This is a genomic window from Rhodopila sp. (assembly GCF_965277825.1).
Classification (GTDB): domain Bacteria; phylum Pseudomonadota; class Alphaproteobacteria; order Acetobacterales; family Acetobacteraceae; genus Rhodopila.
On sequence record NZ_OZ255846.1, the window covers coordinates 413,782 to 429,471 of the forward strand.

The following is a 15,690-nucleotide window of genomic DNA, read 5'->3' on the forward strand; positions in this document are numbered from 1 at the left end:
CTTGATGCCGCAATTGCCACTGGCCGAAAAATCCTGGCCGACGAACTAGAGCTGGATCGGTGCAACGGGCTTGAGATCTGGCTGGACCGCGCCTTGCTCTATCGGTTTTCGGCTTGAGCAGCAGCTAGACCGTAAATCTACTCTTATCGGCTTTTTCGTTACATATTACTTAAAAGTGTGTTGTCGTATCGATCCGCAGATGTCATCTGGGTGACTTCGGTTTCAGCACCTGGAGCACGTATCGAAATGAGGATTACCAAGGAAGAACTTTCTACCAAAGTGGTCGTACGCCGAGCTCGCAGAGGCGCAGCCCCGTTTGTGTGGGAGATCAACCGGGAAAATATGGCTGAACCGGTTTATGTTTCGTCCGACGGCTTCGAAAACATGGAGGATGCTTATCACGCCGGACGAGCCCGGCTGTCCGATTTCGTTTCATCGGCAAGTTCCCTAGCCGCTGCCACCAGGCATCAGCTTTGGCGGTCGGACCAACTCGGTGCATTGGACACTTGTTCGGCGGCCTTCGAGGCCTAAACTGCATCGCATTATGCGTCCGAGTTTGTCCGCCGGGACACTGAATCAATCGCCTGTTTACTCACACCAGAGCGAGCAACTCTATAGCCTGACTTTCTCGTCAGGCTGACGTTACTCTAGAGCGCTTTCTGGGTAAATGGTCACCGCGCTCTAGCTCTTTTTTTGAGCGAGCAACTTATCAGCCCGACTTTCCTGTCAGGCTGACGTTACTCCAGGAGGCAAGGGTCAGCGGACTAGGGTGCCGTTAATCCATCTTTAGGGTTTCTTCGCGACACTGCCGCCGGGCGGCAGGCGGGACGGCAATGCGACGGATGCGACGGGCGATTCTATTGGCGGCGGGTCTGACGGCCGGTCCAGCCTGTGCATTCGACCCGGCCGGTGTTGACATCATCGGCCTCCGCCTCGGGATGCAGATCCCCGAGGTTGTTTCTTGCCTCGGGCGTCAAGGCTATAAGCCGAACCTTACTCCGACTGTGATCACGGCCAATACCCTGGATGGGCGATTGAAGGTCATGGTCTCCGCTGAACGCGGCGTGACCGAAGTGCGCTACGTGTTTCGCGGGCACGGGGCGGGGGAGTTGGCGTTTATCCCTGAGTCGGTACGGGCCCGATTTGGCGATCCAGACCAGGCCAAGCCGCCCACTTGGTGTCGGGCGGTGTCACCCGACGGGACTTGTCCCGATGGCGAGCCGTCGCTGACGTTTCTGCCGGAAACGCTGACCTTGATCCTACGCGCTCAGGCCGACAGCGGGCCGTGAGAGAAAGCGGTCGCGGTCCCACACGGTTTGACCGCGTTCATCAACTTTTTGTTCATCTCCCGCTTGTAGGAAAGGCGGATGAATGGTCGGACGTTCGTTTTCCTGCTGGTGTTGCTCACTCCGTATTTAGCTTGTGCGGATACCGCCCCGATTCCGTCACTGGGCGCCAACGCTGCCTGCCGCCAGGCGATCGCGGCCGCCGAGCGCGCGCATCGTATTCCGACACATTTGCTGTCGGCGATCGCGCGGGTGGAGAGCGGCCGCAGGGACCAAGCCTCCGGTACGTTCAACCCGTGGCCCTGGACCATCAACATGGACGGCCAGGGCAGCTTTTATGACAACAAGGCGCAGGCGGTCGCCGCCGCCGTTTCGATGCGACCCCATGTCAGCCGATCGATCGATGTCGGCTGCATGCAGATCAGCCTGACCAATCATCCGGATGCGTTTTCCAGCATGGACCAGGCATTCGACCCCGCCTCGAACGCGGAGTATGGCGCTCGATTTCTAGTGCAACTATTCGAGAAGACGAACTCTTGGCCAAGAGCGGTGGAAATGTATCATTCCGCCACACCGGAAATCGGACAGGAGTATGGCCGCCTGGTTTATGCCGCGTTGCCCGAGGAGCAGAAGCTGGCCGAGGTGGCGCCACCTTATTTGCTGGCCAGTCCATGGGGTCCGGCTTTCGGCCGATCCACGATGCTCGCGCCACTACGCTCGGGCGCACCGCATATGATCCCACAGACTCTTAGCCTGGTAGGGGGAGTAACGGTCGGCCGGTCGCTGGCGTCCTACCGCGCGGCGCCGGTGCGGATGGCGTACCGCGCGCCGTAGTCAGGCCCGCATCGCTTCCAAACCATGCCGCAGGTCGGCGATCAGATCGTCGACGTCCTCCAGCCCGATGTGGATGCGCACGATCGGCCCGGAGAACGATGGGGCTCCAGCAGTTCGGGTGATAAAGCCGGTTGTCGGCACCGCCAGGCTCTCGTAACCGCCCCACGATGCGCCGATGCCAAACAGCTCCAGTGCTTCAACGAAACGATGAGTCGCCGCAGTGGTGATCTCGCGCCCAAATTCGACACCGAACAGACTGCAGGCGCCGGTAAAATCGCGGCGCCACAATTCGTGTCCCGGTGCGCCGGGAAGGGCGGGATGCAGCACCTGGGCGACCTCGGGCTGCTGGCGCAACCAGTGTGCCACCTGCAGACCAGACTCCATCTGCGCCTGCAGACGTACCCCCATGGTGCGGATGCCGCGCAGCGTCAGCCAGCAATCGTCGGGACTGGCGTATTGCCCCAGTGTTCGCCCGGCGGCGTGCAGAATTTGCCAATCGGTGTCGTTGTTCACCGTGATCGAGCCGATCAGCACATCCGAATGCCCGGCCAGATACTTGGTCGCCGCCTGGATCGACACATCCACGCCGTGCGTGAACGGCTGGAAATGATGGATGCCCCACGTGTTATCCATCAACAGCTTCGCTCCGCCGGCGTGCGCCGCTTTGGCGATGGCCGGCACGTCCTGCACCTCGAAGGTGTGGCTGCCGGGGCTCTCGGTGTAGACAACCTTGGTGTTCGGCCGCATTAGCGCGGCCAGTCCGGCCGCATCGATTTCCGGCAGATAGAACGTTGTCTCCACGCCGAAGTCGCGCAGCATCGTGGTGGCGAAGTTGCGCGCCGGGCCGTAGACATGATCCGGCATCAGCAAATGATCGCCGGCCTTCAGCCACGCCAGCAGCGGGGTGGTTACCGCCGCCAGCCCGGTCGAGACGATGTAGCAGCGGGTGCCCCCCTCGACCGCGGCGATCGCATCTTCCAGCGCCCAGTGCGTGGCGGAACCGCCGGTGCCGTAGGTCAAGACCCGTTCACCGCGCCTGGCCTGCAAGGCCTGACGTTCGGCAACCGTCGGGACCAGGACGGTGGACCCGCGCAGCAGCGGCGGGTTGACGAAACCATGCTCCCGCTTGGTTGCCCGCCCGACATGCGACAGGGTGGTGCGGAAGCCGCGTTTCTTGGTTTCGTCTGCCATAGGTTCAGCCTACCTCGATCGGCGTGTCGGAGCGCCCGCCCCATTCCGTCCAAGACCCGTCATACACCGCACCCTGGGGTATGCCGGCGATGCGCAGCCCCAATGTGAGGATGCAGGCGGTGACGCCGGAGCCGCAACTTGTTACCAGCGGCCGCGTGCCGTCGACGCCGGCGGACTTGAAGCGCTGGCGCAACTCGGCGGCGGAGCGGAAGGTGCCATCATCGTGCAGCAGGTCGGTGTAGGGAAGGCTGGTCGAGCCGGGGATGTGGCCGCTGCGCATGCCTGCGCGCGGTTCCGGCACCGCACCGCTGAACCGACCGGCGGCACGGGCGTCGAGCACCTGCTCGGATTTTTTGCCGACGTTGGCCAACATGTCGCCGATGCCGCGCACCTGGCCGGCGCGGTAGTCAGGGCGGAATGCAGCCGGCGCGGGCGCGGCCGGTTCGCCGTCCTGCACCGGCCGGCCTTGCTTCAGCCACTTCGGCAGGCCGCCATCCAGCACGGCGGCGTGGTCATGGCCAAACAGGCCCATCAGCCACCAGCCCCGGGCAGCCGACGCCAGGCCTTTCTGATCGTAGAAAATGGTTCTCGAGGTATTGCCGACGCCGAACCCGACCATGAGTTTGGCGAAGCGGCCGACAGAGGGCACCATGTGCGGCAAGTCGGTGTCCAGGTCGGCGATCTGGGCGATGTCGAAGTATCGAGCACCTGGAATGTGACACTTGAGGAATTCGCTGTGGCCGTCCTTCGGCTCGTTCGGCAGGTATTTCGTCGCATCGAACAGCACGAGATCGGTCTTGCCCAGCTCCCCTGCCAGCCATTCCGTCGTTACAAGCGGCCCCATGTGCATCCCCGTCGCCGACATCGGGGCATCCTAGAGCCAGTTTCGGTTGGGTCAAAATTGAGCGGCGAGCCGTCGCATTGCCCGACTGCTCGGGCGTTACCGACCTTGCGCGCTCAGGTGCTGCTGGTCTGCTTCCTCGATGCCAGCAATGCACCGATCCGATCGACCAACTGAGTGCCGGATACCGGCTTGCGCAATAGCGAGAACGCGCCGCTGATCGCGCCCCCGACCGCCAGCGCAGCGCCATCGCCGGCTTATCCGGTCAGCAACACGGCGGGCAGGCCGGGACGCCGCTCTTGCGCTGCCCGGATCAGTGTCAGGCCGTCCATCGCCGGCATCGTCAGGTCGGAAACGATGATGTCCACGCGCTGGCGCGTCTCCAGTTGGAGCAGCGCCGCTGCCCCGCTTTGAACCGGCAGCACGACATACCCTGCGTCTTCCAACGACAGCGTCAACACATCCAGCACAATGGCATCATCGTCGACGATCAACACACACGACTTATCCGGGCCGGCTTGTGGCTTTGCATGCTGGTCTGAAGCCAACGACTCCGCGGAAGCAGCGACGCTGGGCAGCCAAAGAACGATCCGCGTGCCGCGACCGATCACGCTGTCGATCGACAGACTCCCGCCGCTCTGCTCGACGAACCCTTTTGCCATCGCCAGTCCGAGGCCGGTTCCCTTGCCGGGTTGCTTGGTGGTGAAAAATGGTTCAGTCACCCTGGCAAGTACGGTTCGATCCATGCCGACGCCGGTGTCGCTCACGGCGATCCGCACGTAGCTGCCGGCTGCCAGTCCAGCCGGGTGCGGCGGACCGGGAGAGACGATCTCGGCATCCGCGGCGAGGGTCAGCGTGCCGCCGGACGCCATCGCGTCGCGTGCGTTGGTTGCCAGATTGACCAGCACCGTTTCCAACTGGCCACGATCCGCCAACAGCGGCGGCAAGCCGGCCGCAAGGTCCAGCTTGCAGACGACAGATCCACCCAGGGTGTGGGTCAGCACCTCGGCCATGTCGGTCAACAGCGTGGCGGCGTCGACGCGTTCGGCGCGCAGGTCGCCGCGGCGGGAGAATGTGAGCAGCCGGCTGGTAATGGCGGCGCCGCGCTTGGCCGCATCCAGCACCATGCGGGCATTGCGCAGGACGCGTTGCGCGTCCTGCGGATGGCGCTCGATGAGGGCCGCACCGCCGGAAACCGCCTGCAGCACATTGTTGAAGTCATGCGCGATGCCGCCGGCGATCTGACCTAGCGCATGCATCCGTTCGGCGTGGGCGGCACGCTGCTGGGCGGCTTCTCGCGCGGCCATTTCCTCGCGCACCTGCTGTTCGAGCGCCGTATTGATTCTTTGCTGTATATCTATCAGCCGTTTTTCGGAGTCTATGTCGGCAAAGATCGCCAGCACCTCCTGAACCTGGCCAGCGTCCCAACGTAGCGGGACGGCGCCGACCCTGAACCAGTTCTCCGTGCCATCGCCGTCGCGGAGTAGGTACTCGGCCCCCGGCAGAGTGGTTTCGCCGAGCCGCAGCGCTCGTTGAATCGGAAAGTCCTCGGGCGCCAGCCGAGTGCCATCCGAATCGGTAGCGATCCATGCACCGCGCGGCGGCGCTCCGGCGATTTGGGTGACCGGTCCGTTCAGGCGTTTCATCACGGCATTGCCCAGCACGACGTGGCCTTTGGTGTCGATGATACCCACGCCGATCGGCACCGCCTCGATGATTTCCGACAGCCGGCTCCGCTCGGTCTCCAGCATCAAGATCAACCGGTCGCGTGCCAACTCGGCTTCGTATCGGGCGGTTACATCCATGTTGATGCCGACCATCCGCACCGCACGGCCATCGGCGCCACGAATTGTCTGGCCGCGGCCCAATAGCCTGCGGCTCGACCCGTCGGAAAGAACCACGGTGTATTCGCTTGTGTATAGATGGCCTGGCGCCTTCAGCGCAGCCAGCAGTTCAGCTTGCGTGCGCTGCAGATCATTCGGATGAACCACCTGCCGCCAGAGCTCCGGAGAGGGTCCGCCTTGCTGCGATGGCAAACCGTGCAGCGTCCACTGATGGTCGCTCCAACTCAGCGTATCATTGGCGATATCCCAGTCCCAGATACCGAGGTTGGCGCCCTCTCGCGCCAGTTCCAACCGCTCTTCATTGGCTCGCAGGCCGGCCTCGGCACGCCTCAGATCGGTGACATCGATCTGATTGATCAGCATGAGGGTCCGGCCGGCCACTTGTACTGGCGCCACCGCGACCAGGACATCACGCGGCCCCAGCCGCCCCTTGATGCGTGTTTCGTATCGAAAGTTGGCGCCCGCGGCGGCCGATCGGCACAGCTCTGCGATGCGCTCCGGACTCGTCTGCAAGGCGAATTCGGTGATCGGGCGGCCGCGAAATTCCTCGACCGAATAACCGACATAGGCGGCCGCGGCGGCGTTGCCGTCGACAACCCGCGCGGTGGCGGGATCGAGAAGGATCGCTCCGCTGGGTGATAGCTCGAACAGCGCGCGGAACCGAGCCTCGCTCTCGGCTAAGGCCTTCGCGGCTTCGCGACGCCCCGCCGCCGCGGTCACCAGCGCGCGGGCGACCATGTCGGCTTCCGGCAGACCGCTTGTGGGAGGGCCGACCGGACCGACCCGGTCGTCGTCGACGGCAAGGCGGCGCAACTGTTCGATGGGGCGCATGATGTCCCTGGAGGCGAACAGCGCCAGACCCAGTCCTGCCGCCAGCACGATCGCACCAAGCCCGGCGGCCCGCAGGATCGCCTCTCGCAGCGGCCCGAAGAGGATCTCTTCGGGGGCACCGACGACCACGGCCCAACCGAACGGTGAGACATGCGTATAAGCGGCGAGCGCCGGAACGCCCTCCAGGGTCGGCACTTTCGTTACGTCCGAGTCATTGGTTCGCATCGCCTGCCACAGTGCCGGAACGATATGCGAGCCAACGAAACGGTCTTGATCTGGCAGTCTGGCGACGACTTTACCTGCGCTGTCGACAACAGTGAGGACACCGCCGTGGAACAGGTGCTGACCTGCAATCAGGTCCTGCATGCTTGCCGGCAGCAACCTGATATACAGGTCATAGGCTACTCGGCCGTCGCGGAACACCGGAACGTCGACGCTGAAGCCTTTCAGGCCGGTGATCCGGCCAAGGTGAATATCGGTCACGACCGGGCGGCCGGTTTCGAATACCTTGGCGCCGCCGGGGAACGATTCGCGTCGTTTCATCGGGTTGGGGAAATCTGGCGATGCTCCGTAGGCGCGAAGACGTCGCGGGTCGGGACCTGCCAGGCCCATGATCGACCCTGGCGGCTGCCGCGCCAGAAAGGCCGCGGCCTGCTTGTCGAAGTCGGCCAGATCGTCGGCTTGCAGAGCCGGCGACATGGCGAGGATTTCGAGTGCCGACACCCGAAGCTGCAGGTCGCGCTCGACCGAGACGGCCATCCCGCGGGCGATGACCAGAAGCCCCTGGTAAACCCTGTCCCGATCGGCCCGGTAGTCCAGATATTCCCGGACAACGCCCATGCAGGCCAACGGCACGACACTGGCGATGACCAGCATCAGCAATCTGGATCGCAGCGACAGGCTGAGCCGCCGACGGCGGCGAGGCCGGACCCGCGACGCGAAAGCGGCGTTCGGTTCATCATCGGCCGCGGACTTTTCCATCGGGGTTGCATCCCGGCGAGGCGCCAGGCTGGCTCACTCCTTCGCTTGAAGGAATGGTTATTAATCGAATCCATACCCGGCCAGGTAGTGATCGAAAATGCCGCGTTATCACAGTTCCGTGATCTGATCGCGAGCGCAGCGCCTGGGCTGAACCCCCTCGGGCTACCTTACGGCCAGTTCCCAGGCCAACTCGTCGACACTCTCGCGCTGGTCACCGGGCTGCGATGCCCGAGCCATTACATTTGATCGCAGCGCGACAAGGCGGGTGGTGGCCCAGTATCCGGCACCGGTGATCACCACGGTGCAGAGGGTCTGAATGAAGGCCTGGGGGATGACGAACATGTAGATCAGAAAGCCGGCGACGGTCCAAAGCGCCGCGATCGGATTGAACCCATGCCAGTAATCGTATGGGCCACCGCGCTCGAACAGGGCGACCACGTCGATCTGCATCCGCTTGACGAACACGTAGTCGGCGACGAGCACGCCGGCGATTGGCGAGAAGAAGTTGCCGAGCACGCCGACATAGCTGGTGTAGCCGTTCACCACGTCGGGCACGACGGACAGCGCGATGCCCAGCGCGCTGATGATCAGCGTACTCCAGAACCGGCCGAGTCGCTCGAAGATGTTGAGCAGGGAGAGACCGCCGGTGTAGAGGTTGAGGACGTTGATGGTCCAGTTGTCCAGCGCGATCACCACGACGAAGGCGAGCAGCGGCAGCCACCAAGTGGACAGCCCGGCGACGACCTGAAACATGTTGGCGGTGTGACCAAGGGTGGCGGAGGCGGCGTAGGCGCCAAGAACCGCGGAGAAGAAGGCGCCCCCGAGTTTGCCGGCGGTGGTTCCCCACCACATGTCCCATCGACTGCGTGTGTAGCGGCAGAAATCCGCCGAATCGGTCACCATTGTCAGCGAGTTTGCCGCCAGCACATTGATCCAGGTGATGAAGGTCAACCAGGTTCCCTTCGCTGTGCCGGCATAGTTCAGTACGGCGGCGGGGCTGAAATGGGGGTCGGAACTGGTTGCCATCAGCAGCAGGGCGTAGCCGAGAATGCCAAGTTTCAGCGGCAGCGCAATGCGCGACAGTTGCTTGAGGCTACTGTAGCCGACGATGGCGACGAAGGCCTGCAACACGGCGAACATCAAACTGACGTTGATCAGCGAGAAGCTATGGCCGGTCCAGCGCTGCAGAACGGCGACAAGGGCGATCGAACCGGCAACGGTCTGGAACGCGAACCAATAGACCGATGCGAAGGTGCGGATCAGCGACGGGATCCATTTCGCACCGCGCAGGCCGTAGGCCATGCGGGTACCGACCTGACCGGGCAGGCCGTAATCGACGCCCACCGTCGCCATGATGGTGTAGGGAACGACGGCGATTGCCATGCCCAGCGTGATCGCGGTGACGGCCCTGACGAAGGACAGGCCTGACAGGACCGCCAGACCACCGACCATGATCGAGCCCGGGCTGAGACATAGGCCGATGATGATGGAGAAGATGTCCAATCCGCGGACGGTTTTTTTCTCCTCCGGGATTGGCTCGACGCCGAATTGCTCGATGCCCTTGGGTTGGCGATAGCGGCGGCGGATCCGTTCCTCGATGGCGACGTTGTCGTGCATGGAGCGGGGTTCCCTGATGCCGATGAACCGTACATGCGGTCATGGGGTCCGGCAACCATGTTTGCCGTTATATTTGGCAATTTTCTGCCACCGGCGTGAGGGATTGTGTATGTTTTGCGCTATAAGCTCAAATCGCAGGCTGTGACTGGCTGATATTTGCGCATACTGCGACCTTACTGTTGCTGTTGCCGGGTCGGCAAGCTTGCTTAGAAGGTTGGGATGGCTTGGCGGGTGACCGCCCGGGAATTACTCCGCCGGCAGCGCGATCGCTTGAGCTGTCTTGGCGGAAACCTTCGCCGAGCCGGCACACAGCAGGCTGAGCAGCAGGATCACAGCGACCAGGACCAGGACCATTTCGGGGTGACCATGATCGATCAGCATACCGAACGGCACCGGCGTGACCGCGCTGCCGAGCGGCAGGCCGGCGCTGACGAAGCCGAACACCTTGCCGATCTGCCCTGGCGGGGCGGCATCCTTGACCATGATATCGCGGGGCGTGCGGCTGGCGCCGAGCGCCAGGCCGGATAGGAAGGTCATGCCGATGATCGCCATGATCGGCAGGTTGAGCCAGTCAACCGCGACAATCAGCAGCGCCGACAGGATCGTCAGTCCGGTCACGAACGGCAGCACGTGGTGATTGAACCGGTCGGCGAACCAGCCGCCGAACAATACGCCGGTCGTCGAGCCCAGCATGTAGGCGGTGAGCGCGGTGGCCGCGACCTCCAGCTCGATGCCCTTGAAGTCGTGCAGCACGGTCACCAGCCACGACTGCACGCCGCCGCCGGCCATGGCGCCCAGCATGAAGAAAAGGAAAAACAGGATCATGGTGCGGGAGGTGAGCAGGTCTCGGCCGGACATCGTGGTGGCGCCGTGCACCATTTCGCGCGCCTGATCCTTCAGCACGCGACTTTGCAGCAGGATCGAGAACACGACGGGGACGCCGAGCAGGCCGACTGTCAGCAACGCGCCGCGCCAGCCGATCCAGGCCATCAAGAGTGCCGCGACCGGGGGGCCGGCGGAAAATCCCAGGTTGCCGCTGAACGTATGCAGGGCAAACGAGCGGCCCATCCGGTCCTTGGCGACCGAACCGGAGAGAATGGCATAGTCGGCAGGATGGATGACGGAGTTGCCGACCCCCGACAGCGTGGCCAGCGCCAGGATTTGCCAGAACTGGGTGGCCAGCCCCATGGCGGCGAGGGAAAGCGACATCAAGAGGGTGCCCCCGATCAGGAACGGGCGCGCGCCGTGGCGATCCACCAGGAAGCCGACCGGGGTTTGCAGGATGGCGGTGGTGCCGGACATCAGCATGATGGTCATGCCAAGTTCGGCGAAACTGACGTCGAATGCGCGCTGCCAGGCGATGAACATCGGCGGCAGGCACAGCACGTAGAAATGCGACAGGAAATGCCCGTTGCCGATCAGGAAATTTACACGGGTGGTGCGGCTGAACGCCATGCAGGTTGAGCCTTGGATGGATTTTCGGTAATTTTGACGCGGGTTGCATGAGGGGTCAAGGAAATCGGCGGTCCGTTCGGATTGTCCGTTGCAGGCGGTCGCCGCGGTTCCAGCGGGATGGACAAATCGCCACAATCGAGGTGGCGGGCGTATTGCGTGGCCCCATACCCCATGCTAGACGCCGCCGCGCCGGTTCGGCCGGCCGGTCCTGACACTCGCCCGCGCCGGCTCCGGTATTTCCAGGATCCGGCCCAACGTATGGAAACCCAGGTGGCTTCTGAGGCTACGACCATTTCTTCCGGCGGCGGCCTCGCCGACCGGTATGCCGCCGCGCTTTATGCGCATGCCGATGACAACCACGCGCTCGACACAGTGGTGTCGCAGATGGAAGACCTCGGACGAATGATCGACACCAGCAGCGACTTCCGCCGCTTGCTGGAATCACCGCTGATCGATGTCAAGACCGCGACCGAAGCTGCCCAGGCGGTGCTTACGCAGGAAGGCTTCTGCAAGGAAGTCCGCGATTTCGTCGGCGTCATCTCGGTCAATCGCCGGCTGCGGGCGCTGCGCGACATCGTCTCCGCGTTCGCCGCGCTGGTGGCGCAACGACGCGGCATCATCACGGCCCATGTCGCATCGGCGCATCCGTTGAATGACGTGCAGCGCCAGCAACTGCGCGCCCGGCTGATCGAGGCCGGTTACGGCAACGTCAACATCGACGAACGGGTCGAACCCGACCTGCTCGGCGGCCTTGTGGTCCGCATCGGGGCCCGGCTTTATGACACCAGTTTGAAAGCGCGGCTGCAACGTCTGCAGTACGCCATGAAGGGAGCCGCCTGAGATGGAGATCCGCCCAGCCGAGATCTCGGAGATCCTGAAGAAGCAGATCGCCGCGTTCGACACCGAGGCCAACGTCGCCGAGACCGGCCAGGTGCTGTCGGTGGGCGACGGCATCGCGCGGGTGTTCGGACTGCAGAACGTGATGGCCGGCGAGATGGTGGAGTTTCCCTCGGCCGGGCTGCGCGGCATGGCGCTGAACCTGGAGACCGACAACGTCGGCGTGGTGATTTTCGGCGACGACAAGCAGATCCGCGAGGGCGACACGGTGTCGCGCACCGGCTCGATCGTGGAAGTGCCGGTGGGTCCTGGGTTGCTGGGGCGCGTGGTTGACGGCCTCGGCAATCCGATCGACGGCAAGGGCGCGATCGATGCCGCCGAACAGCGTCGTGTCGAAGTCAAGGCGCCAGGCATCATCCCGCGCAAATCGGTGCATGAGCCGATGCAGACCGGCCTGAAGGCGATCGATGCGCTGATCCCGGTGGGACGCGGTCAGCGGGAACTGATCATCGGCGACCGGCAGACCGGTAAGACCGCGGTGATCATTGACACGATCATCAACCAGAAGGGCATCAACGGCGGCGACGACGACAAGAAGAAACTGTTCTGCATCTACGTCGCGATCGGCCAGAAACGCTCGACCGTTGCGCAACTGGTGCGCACGCTGGAAGAGAACGGCGCGATGCAGTATACCATCGTAGTGGCGGCCACGGCTTCGGATCCGGCGCCGATGCAGTTCCTAGCGCCCTATACCGGCTGCACGATGGGTGAGTATTTCCGCGACAACAGCCAGCACGCGGTGATCTTCTATGACGATCTGTCGAAGCAGGCGGTGGCGTATCGGCAGATGTCATTGCTGCTGCGCCGGCCGCCGGGGCGCGAGGCGTATCCGGGGGACGTGTTCTATCTGCACTCCCGGCTGCTGGAGCGTGCGGCCAAGCTGAACGACAGCCTTGGCGCCGGATCGCTGACCGCGTTGCCGGTGATCGAAACGCAGGCCGGCGACGTGTCCGCCTATATTCCGACCAACGTGATCTCGATCACCGACGGGCAGATCTTTCTGGAAACCGAGCTGTTCTTCCGCGGCATCCGTCCGGCGGTGAATGTCGGGCTGTCGGTGTCGCGGGTCGGGTCGGCGGCGCAGGTCAAGGCGATGAAGCAGGTGGCCGGGCGCATCAAGCTGGAACTGGCGCAATACCGGGAAATGGCGGCGTTCGCGCAGTTCTCCTCCGATCTCGACGCTTCCACCCAGCAGTTGCTGGCGCGCGGGTCGCGTCTGACCGAATTGCTGAAGCAGCCGCAATACCACCCGCTGCCGATCGAGGAGCAGGTGGTGGCGATCTTTGCTGGGGTGCGCGGCTATCTGGACAAGATCGACGTGGGCAAGGTCGGGGCGTTCGAATCGCGCTTCATCTCCGAGTTGAAGTCGAAGGACCCGGGTATACTGGAGGCGATCCGCACCCAGTTGGAACTGAAGCCGGACACCGAGAAACAGTTGACCGGCTTTCTCGACAACTTCGCCAAATCGTTCAGCTAGAAGCCGCGGACAATGCCCAGCCTGAAGGCGCTCCGGACGCGCATCAACAGCGTGAAGTCGACGCAGAAGATCACCTCCGCGATGAAAATGGTGGCGGCATCCAAGCTGCGCCGGGCGCAGCAGCAGGCCGAGGCGGCACGTCCGTATGCCGAACGGATGGACCGCATGCTGCGGGCGCTGGCGGCTTCGGTCAGTGATTCGCCGACCGCGCCGGCGTTGCTGGTGGGCACCGGGCAGGACAGGACGCAGTTACTGATCGCGGTGACGGCGGATCGCGGACTGGCCGGCGCGTTCAATTCGCAGGTCGGGCGGGCGACCCGCAATCTGGCCCGGCGCCTGGAGTCCGAAGGCAAGACGGTGAAGATCCTCTCGGTCGGCCGCAAGGGGCGCGACTACCTGCGCCGTGAGTTGAGCGACCGGATCGTTGGCGACATCACTTTCGCCGGCAGACGCCGTGTCGAGTTTGCCGATGCGCAGGAGATCGGCGCCCGCGTTGCGCAAATGCTGGCGGCGGGTGAGATCGATGTGGCGACCATCGTCTACAACCGCTTCGCCTCCGTCATCTCCCAGGTGGTCACCGAACAGCAGATCATTCCCGCCCCGCCACCGCCCGAGGGCGAGCAGGACGATACCGGCGGCGCGATGTACGATTTCGAACCGGACGAAGAGACCATCCTGGCCAAGCTGCTGCCGCAGGCGCTGGCGATCCAGGCCTATCGGGCGCTGCTGGAAAGCTCGGCCGGGGAGCACGGCGCGCGGATGACCGCGATGGACAATGCCACGCGCAACGCCGGCGATATGATCAAGCGGCTGTCGCAGAACTACAACCGCGCCCGCCAGGCCAATATCACCAAGGAACTGATCGAGATCATCTCCGGCGCGGAGGCGGTTTAGGCGTGCCTTCGCCAGACGCCGTATAGGCGTGCCTTCGCAGTCGCGTTTTGGGCGTGCCTCCGCACGCGGGCTGATCTCGGAATAAAGGAGCTTATCGATGGCAAGCAATATCGTTGGACGCGTCACCCAGGTTCTCGGGGCCGTCGTGGACGTGCAGTTCGACGGCGAACTGCCGTTCATCCAGAACGCGCTGACCTGCAAGATCGAAGACCGCACGCTCGTGCTGGAGGTGGCGCAGGAACTGGGTGAACGCACCGTGCGCTGCATCGCCATGGACGTCACCGACGGCATGGTCCGCGGCCAGGAAGTCACCGACACCGGCGGACCGATCACGGTGCCGGTCGGCCCCGAAACCCTCGGGCGGATCATGAACGTCATCGGCGAACCGATCGATGACAAGGGCCCGGTCAACACCGCCCAGCGTTACCCGATCCACCGCGAGGCCCCGTCGTTCGAGGATCAGGCAACGTCGGCGGAAATCCTGGTCACCGGCATCAAGGTGGTCGACCTGCTCGCCCCCTACCTGAAGGGCGGCAAGGTCGGCCTGTTCGGCGGCGCCGGCGTCGGCAAGACGGTGCTGATCCAGGAGCTGATCAACAACATCGCCAAGGGTCACGGCGGCGTCTCGGTGTTTGCCGGGGTCGGCGAGCGTACCCGCGAAGGCAACGACCTGTATCACGAAATGATCGACGCCGGCGTGATCAAGGTCGATGAGCAGGGCAACCTGCTGGAAGGCTCCAAGGTCGCGCTGATGTATGGCCAGATGAACGAGCCGCCGGGCGCCCGTGCTCGGGTCGGCCTGTCGGGTCTGACCATGGCGGAATATTTCCGCGACGAGGAAGGCCAGGACGTGCTGTTCTTCGTCGACAACATCTTCCGCTTCACCCAGGCCGGCGCCGAAGTGTCCGCACTGCTGGGCCGCATCCCCTCGGCGGTGGGCTATCAGCCCACCCTGGCGACCGACATGGGCGCGCTGCAGGAGCGGATCACCTCCACCAACAAGGGGTCGATCACCTCGGTGCAGGCGATCTACGTCCCCGCCGACGACCTCACCGACCCTGCCCCCGCCACGTCATTCGCCCACCTGGACGCGACCACGACACTCAGCCGCCAGATCGCCGAGCTGGGGATCTATCCGGCTGTGGACCCGCTGGATTCGACCTCGCGCTCGCTCGACCCGCGGGTGGTGGGCGAGGAGCACTACAACGTGGCGCGCGAGACCCAGCGCATCCTGCAGACCTACAAGTCGCTGCAGGACATCATCGCCATTCTGGGCATGGACGAGCTGTCGGAGGAGGACAAGCTGGTGGTTGCCCGCGCGCGCAAGATCCAGCGCTTCCTGTCGCAGCCGTTTCACGTGGCCGAGGTGTTCACCGGGTTCCCCGGCAAGTTCGTGCCGGTGGCGGACACCGTGCGCAGCTTCAAGGCGATCTGCGCCGGCGAATACGACCACCTGCCGGAAGCCGCGTTCTACATGGTCGGCACGATCGAGGAAGCGGTGCAGAAGGCCGAGACGCTGAAGACGAATGCGTAAGGCGCGAT

The 15,690-nt window shown here is 63.9% G+C and carries 11 protein-coding genes; 6 read left to right on the forward strand and 5 right to left on the reverse strand.

Annotated features, from left to right (window positions below):
* Nucleotides 1–833: 833 nt before the first annotated feature.
* Together ACQY4T_RS02505 and ACQY4T_RS02510 are read left to right on the forward strand one after the other, a co-directional pair.
* Nucleotides 834–1,289: a hypothetical protein gene (locus tag ACQY4T_RS02505; protein WP_428537184.1), complete on the forward strand. Its 456-nt coding sequence runs from the start codon at nucleotides 834–836 to the stop codon at nucleotides 1,287–1,289.
* Between the two features lie 78 nt (nucleotides 1,290–1,367).
* Nucleotides 1,368–2,120 (forward strand): lytic transglycosylase domain-containing protein, encoded by a 753-nt coding sequence (locus ACQY4T_RS02510; RefSeq protein ID WP_428537187.1) that lies wholly within the window; start codon nucleotides 1,368–1,370, stop codon nucleotides 2,118–2,120.
* On the opposite strand, the gene metC is transcribed toward ACQY4T_RS02510, so the two are convergent.
* From metC to ACQY4T_RS02535, 5 genes are all read right to left on the reverse strand, one after another.
* Nucleotides 2,121–3,311, reverse strand: coding sequence for a cystathionine beta-lyase (gene metC, locus ACQY4T_RS02515; protein ID WP_428537190.1), 1,191 nt, complete (start codon nucleotides 3,309–3,311; stop codon nucleotides 2,121–2,123).
* Between the two features lie 4 nt (nucleotides 3,312–3,315).
* Entirely contained in the window at nucleotides 3,316–4,176 is an 861-nt protein-coding gene (locus ACQY4T_RS02520; RefSeq protein ID WP_428537192.1) for a sulfurtransferase, read from the reverse strand.
* Between the two features lie 233 nt (nucleotides 4,177–4,409).
* Entirely contained in the window at nucleotides 4,410–7,808 is a 3,399-nt protein-coding gene (locus ACQY4T_RS02525; RefSeq protein WP_428537195.1) for a PAS domain S-box protein, read from the reverse strand.
* Nucleotides 7,809–7,970: 162 nt separating this feature from the next.
* The gene (locus ACQY4T_RS02530; RefSeq protein ID WP_428537197.1) at nucleotides 7,971–9,425 is read right to left on the reverse strand and encodes a purine-cytosine permease family protein; all 1,455 of its coding nucleotides are present in this window, start codon (nucleotides 9,423–9,425) and stop codon (nucleotides 7,971–7,973) included.
* Nucleotides 9,426–9,671: 246 nt separating this feature from the next.
* Nucleotides 9,672–10,880 (reverse strand): MFS transporter, encoded by a 1,209-nt coding sequence (locus ACQY4T_RS02535; RefSeq protein ID WP_428537200.1) that lies wholly within the window; start codon nucleotides 10,878–10,880, stop codon nucleotides 9,672–9,674.
* A gap of 258 nt (nucleotides 10,881–11,138) precedes the next feature.
* On the opposite strand from ACQY4T_RS02535, the gene ACQY4T_RS02540 reads away from it, so the two are divergent.
* The 4 genes from ACQY4T_RS02540 to atpD all read left to right on the forward strand — a co-directional run bounded on the left by ACQY4T_RS02540 (nucleotide 11,139) and on the right by atpD (nucleotide 15,682).
* Nucleotides 11,139–11,720: a F0F1 ATP synthase subunit delta gene (locus tag ACQY4T_RS02540; RefSeq protein ID WP_428537203.1), complete on the forward strand. Its 582-nt coding sequence runs from the start codon at nucleotides 11,139–11,141 to the stop codon at nucleotides 11,718–11,720.
* A gap of 1 nt (nucleotide 11,721) precedes the next feature.
* Nucleotides 11,722–13,254: a F0F1 ATP synthase subunit alpha gene (atpA, locus tag ACQY4T_RS02545; RefSeq protein ID WP_428537206.1), complete on the forward strand. Its 1,533-nt coding sequence runs from the start codon at nucleotides 11,722–11,724 to the stop codon at nucleotides 13,252–13,254.
* A gap of 12 nt (nucleotides 13,255–13,266) precedes the next feature.
* Nucleotides 13,267–14,148, forward strand: coding sequence for a F0F1 ATP synthase subunit gamma (locus ACQY4T_RS02550; protein ID WP_428537209.1), 882 nt, complete (start codon nucleotides 13,267–13,269; stop codon nucleotides 14,146–14,148).
* Between the two features lie 97 nt (nucleotides 14,149–14,245).
* A complete protein-coding gene (gene atpD / locus ACQY4T_RS02555; protein ID WP_428537211.1) occupies nucleotides 14,246–15,682 on the forward strand; it encodes a F0F1 ATP synthase subunit beta in 1,437 nt (478 codons plus the stop codon).
* The last annotated feature ends 8 nt before the right edge of the window (nucleotides 15,683–15,690 follow it).

Bases quoted from the DNA above. Each gene is read 5' to 3' on its own strand.
- ACQY4T_RS02505 (WP_428537184.1), top strand. From the start codon at position 834: ATGCGACGGATGCGACGGGCGATTCTATTGGCGGCGGGTCTGACGGCC.
- ACQY4T_RS02510 (WP_428537187.1), top strand. From the start codon at position 1,368: ATGAATGGTCGGACGTTCGTTTTCCTGCTGGTGTTGCTCACTCCGTAT.
- metC (WP_428537190.1), bottom strand. From the start codon at position 3,311: ATGGCAGACGAAACCAAGAAACGCGGCTTCCGCACCACCCTGTCGCAT.
- ACQY4T_RS02520 (WP_428537192.1), bottom strand. From the start codon at position 4,176: ATGTCGGCGACGGGGATGCACATGGGGCCGCTTGTAACGACGGAATGG.
- ACQY4T_RS02525 (WP_428537195.1), bottom strand. From the start codon at position 7,808: ATGGAAAAGTCCGCGGCCGATGATGAACCGAACGCCGCTTTCGCGTCG.
- ACQY4T_RS02530 (WP_428537197.1), bottom strand. From the start codon at position 9,425: ATGCACGACAACGTCGCCATCGAGGAACGGATCCGCCGCCGCTATCGC.
- ACQY4T_RS02535 (WP_428537200.1), bottom strand. From the start codon at position 10,880: ATGGCGTTCAGCCGCACCACCCGTGTAAATTTCCTGATCGGCAACGGG.
- ACQY4T_RS02540 (WP_428537203.1), top strand. From the start codon at position 11,139: ATGGAAACCCAGGTGGCTTCTGAGGCTACGACCATTTCTTCCGGCGGC.
- atpA (WP_428537206.1), top strand. From the start codon at position 11,722: ATGGAGATCCGCCCAGCCGAGATCTCGGAGATCCTGAAGAAGCAGATC.
- ACQY4T_RS02550 (WP_428537209.1), top strand. From the start codon at position 13,267: ATGCCCAGCCTGAAGGCGCTCCGGACGCGCATCAACAGCGTGAAGTCG.
- atpD (WP_428537211.1), top strand. From the start codon at position 14,246: ATGGCAAGCAATATCGTTGGACGCGTCACCCAGGTTCTCGGGGCCGTC.